5 protein-coding genes are annotated in these 4,032 nt (G+C 51.9%); all 5 read left to right on the top strand.

The window, feature by feature from the left end:
* A partial coding sequence (locus Q3886_RS08840) for a DUF3383 family protein (RefSeq protein ID WP_301861031.1) occupies nucleotides 1–614 on the top strand: 614 nt, incomplete at its 5' end.
* Between the two features lie 13 nt (nucleotides 615–627).
* Nucleotides 628–1,065 carry a phage protein gene (locus tag Q3886_RS08845; protein ID WP_288947455.1) on the top strand — a complete coding sequence of 146 codons (438 nt, stop codon included), beginning with the start codon at nucleotides 628–630 and terminating at the stop codon, nucleotides 1,063–1,065.
* 12 nt (nucleotides 1,066–1,077) lie between these two features.
* Complete coding sequence (locus Q3886_RS08850; protein ID WP_301861035.1) at nucleotides 1,078–1,536, top strand: phage tail assembly chaperone; 459 nt, start codon at nucleotides 1,078–1,080, stop codon at nucleotides 1,534–1,536.
* An 8-nt stretch (nucleotides 1,537–1,544) separates the two neighbouring features.
* Nucleotides 1,545–1,721: a hypothetical protein gene (locus Q3886_RS08855; RefSeq protein ID WP_301861037.1), complete on the top strand. Its 177-nt coding sequence runs from the start codon at nucleotides 1,545–1,547 to the stop codon at nucleotides 1,719–1,721.
* Nucleotides 1,703–4,032 (top strand): phage tail tip lysozyme (locus Q3886_RS08860; protein ID WP_301861039.1); only part of this gene is annotated, 2,330 nt, incomplete at its 3' end. The genes Q3886_RS08855 and Q3886_RS08860, both read left to right, overlap by 19 nt.

Here is a 4,032-nt window from a genome sequence, read left to right on the forward strand (position 1 = left end):
TTACGAAGCATGAAGACGCCGTAGCGGCGATTATCGGCTGGGCTATGGGGGCTATGACGGTCACGATTAACAGTGCCTTCACGCTGGCTTACAAGACCGAAGTCGGCGTAGAAACGGAAAACTCTTCGGCGTTATTTGCATCCAGTAAAGTCGATACGATTAAAGAAAATTACGGCAATGTTTTTATTAACCGCGGCTCGTATTACGACGTATTTGAAGAAGGAACGCTGTTTGACGGCACCTGGTTTGACGAGCTGATTTATTTGGATAAATACCAGAACGACATGCAGCTGGGACTGATGGATTTACTGTATCAGAACAATAAAATTGCCCAGACAGAAGGCGGTATGACGCAGCTGAAGGACGCCGTAAAAGTGGTTTGCGACGATATGAACCGCGTCGGCTTTATTGCGTCCGGCGTCTGGAATGCGAACGATATTTTGAACCTGAAGAAAGGCGATACGCTGCCGAACGGCTATTTGATTCAGTCCGAACCCATTGACCAGCAGTCGCAAGCAGACCGGGACGCCCGCAAAGCGCCGCCGATTTACGTATCGCTGAAGCTGGCCGGCGCTATCCATCACGTGACAGTACAGGTCGACGTGAATCGTTAGGAGGTGACAGCATATGGCACATAGCACGTATTCTTTTACGGACATCAGCGCGTCGATTTCGCACCCTAGCTACGGCTCGTATACGCTGCAGGGTGAAGGTATCGGCGATATGACGATCAGTAAAAACACGGATCGCACAGCCCACGACGTAGCCTCTGATGGGCATATCATGGTCAGCAAGATGGCCGGCAATAACGGTACGGTATCCATCAACGCGCAACAGACGTCGGGGCTGCATAACTGGCTGCAAGGGTTATTTAACTATTTGGTCAGCGCGCAAACAGATGAATGGGCGCAGATCAGCATGACCATTACGGCCCCGAAGATGAGTAAGACCTATTACTGCACAGGCGGCGCATTTGTTAAAGAGCCGGACGAACCGTTCCAGGCGCAGGGCCAGCGCGTGTCCTGGCAGATTTTATTTGCAGACCTGCAGCGTCTGTCTGTATAGGAGGTATCGCATATGAGAGAAACAGAGAAAACCGTAGACGTCATGGGGCGCAAGTTTAAGGTCAAGAAATTCGATGCCTTCACCGGCAGTTACATCATGTTTCAGATGATGGAAAAGGTACTGCCGATGGCCCTGGAATCCAAAGTACCGGTAGAAACGGGACAGGGAGCCGTCGGTACGCTGCAAAACGAGTTGCCGGCAAATCGGATGCATATGAGCCGTCAAGAATTTGAAACGCTGCAGAGGGACTGCTTATCTGTCGTCAGCGAAGTGTTGCCGGCAGGGCCGCGTCCTGTATTGAACCCGAACGGCACGTGGGGACTGAATGATGTAGAGCATAACACCATGCTTGTGCTGTTGCTGACGATTCACGCCCTGGCATTTAACGTCGGGGATTTTTTCGCCGCCGGCGGCTTGTCGGCATTCAAGGAGATCCTTGCCGGTATACTGCCTGCGAATACCAAAATATAAATTCCTGGGTGTACGCGCCGGTCATTGCCGGTATGTGGCGGCAGCATGAGCTATGGGACGGCACATATACGCTAAGCGATTTGCTGGACGCCCATGAAATTTTGCTGGTGCAGCGGGAAAATCAGCGCCGTGCTGAAGAATGGCAGCATAGTCAGGAGGAATTGTCATGCCAGGGAACCTATTAGATGAATATCTTGTCGGCTTAGGGTTTCAAGTCGACCGTCCAGGCTTTACGGAATTTATCCATACGCTGCAGGCTGCCAGCCAGGCTGTCAACTCTGCGACCGGCGCATGGACCCGGGAATTTGTCAAGGCGGCGGGGATTGTCACGACGGCGCTGGCCAGCGTGACGACGGCCGCTGCCGGCGTTGCCAAAGCCGCGGCGAATCAGGATTTAGCGATGGAAAAACTGGCCCGGCGCATGATGGTCAGTAAAGATGCAGCTTGGCAGATGAAGCAGGCGACAGACGCTTTGGGCGAATCCATCAGCGATATCGTCATTACGCCGGAGCTGATGAACCGGTATCAGAAACTCGTTGCCGATGGCCGGCAAATGAAGCCGGGCGGCGATTTTGCCGCAACCATGAAAGGGTTTCGGGATTTGATGTTTGAGTTTACACGGCTTAAACAGGAAGTATCTTATGCCATGACCTGGGTAGGATACTATTTGCTGAAATACCTGAACCGGCCACTGGCCGAAGCGCAGGCGCGGTTCCGTTCATTTAATGACGCCTTTGTCCGCAACATGGCGGCATGGACGGAAAAGTTGGCACGGGCGGCCGTGTATATCATTAATATCGGCCTGCATTTTTTTGATTTAATTAAGAGCATCACGTCGGTGGCCTATGATATGTGGGCGGCATTTCCGAAGGGCGTAAAAATCGCCACGGCGGCGATGGCAGCCTTTTTCGCGGTCCTGAAAATGTCGCCCATTGGCCGGATGATTACGCTGGTCAGCGCCTTACTGCTGTTAGTGGACGACTATTTTGGTTATTTCGAAGGTAAGCAGGCGTTATTAGGTAAATACTGGGAAACCTTGCGAGACGGCCTTACCAGGGCGCAGCAGACGGTTATTGCGTTTTCCAATGCCATTGGAGACATGGCCGACGACATACGCAGCTCCGATACCTTCCAGACCTTCTGTGATGTCATAGTACGGCTGGGGAAAGCGCTGTACATGTTGGGAAGTGGCGTTGTTGGTATGGTAGTAAAATCCGTGCGAATGCTGATAGATGCGTTCGGACGGCATGAAACGGCCCAAAAGTTTGCCGGCGTACTGGAACGGCTGTGGCGCATTATATCGTGGCTGACGGATGCTGTGCTGCGCAATATAGAAATAGTATCCAGATGGCTGGATGAGATTGAAACATCGGAGACGATACGGGAATTTTTAGATGCCGTTTCTGAATTGGCGTCTGCTGTACTGGATTTAACGAGTGCACTGCTGGATCTTGTCTATACGGCGCTAAAAGCCTTTTTCGGCGGTATGGGTACGACAGAACCCGTATACGGATTCCGGGACGCCGTGCGGGCCGTGGTCAAAATTATCACGATGATGGTACGGATCCTGTCGTTCCTCATCGAGCTGCTGGCGAAATTCTTTAAGATGATGGCTTCGAATCAGCTGTTTCGTGATTTTTGGGATGGCTTAGGCCGGGCCGTAAAGACGTTTGGCAGCATCATCGATACGGTTGTCGAAGGCGCGATTAAGAAATTAGGCAAACTCGGCAGGGCTTTGGCTTGCTTAGTAAAAGGTGACTTCGAGGGAGCGAAAAACGCTTTGTTCGGCAGAAGTACAAAACCGGGTATCGGCGAAGCCGGAAAGACAGCTGTAGAAATGGGGCAATATTTAGTTGCCAACGGATTAGATCCGAAAGTTGCCTTCGGGATTATTGGGAACTATGGTATCGAATCTTCTTATGATCCTGCTGCTATAGGGGACAACGGGACCTCTGGCGGCTTAGCGCAGTGGCATAACGAGCGCTGGGAACAACTAAAAGAGTTTGCCGCTGATAGGGGTACCCATTGGACTGATCGTAAGACACAGTTAGATTTTACAAATTGGGATTTACAGACGAATTTTCCGGAGGTTTTGGCGGCTATGATGGCAGCAGAAACCGTGGAAGAAGCTGCGGAGATTTTTGCCAGAGGCTATGAAATCCCTGCGGAAGCGACAGCGAATTATGAAGGACGGAAAGCAAATGCGCGTGCTGCATACGACGAGGCCGCAAGACAGGCTACTGTACCTAAACCCAAACAGCCACCCATGACAGGTACGGATATCTATCCAGCCTATCCCGATAACCCATGGGATAGGGTTTTGCCGCCGCCTCAGCGTATTTCTGGCTTTATAGGCTCTATGCGGCAATTCGGCAGAGGCATGCGCAGTCTGGTTTCTCAGGCTGATCCGGTATTGCTCGGTGGTATGCAGGCTGGCGCACGGTATGCGACGTACGGCGGCTCGTCGCAGACGATAGTCAATAACATCAACGTCGG

Source organism: uncultured Megasphaera sp., assembly GCF_958350005.1.
Taxonomy (GTDB): domain Bacteria; phylum Bacillota; class Negativicutes; order Veillonellales; family Megasphaeraceae; genus Megasphaera.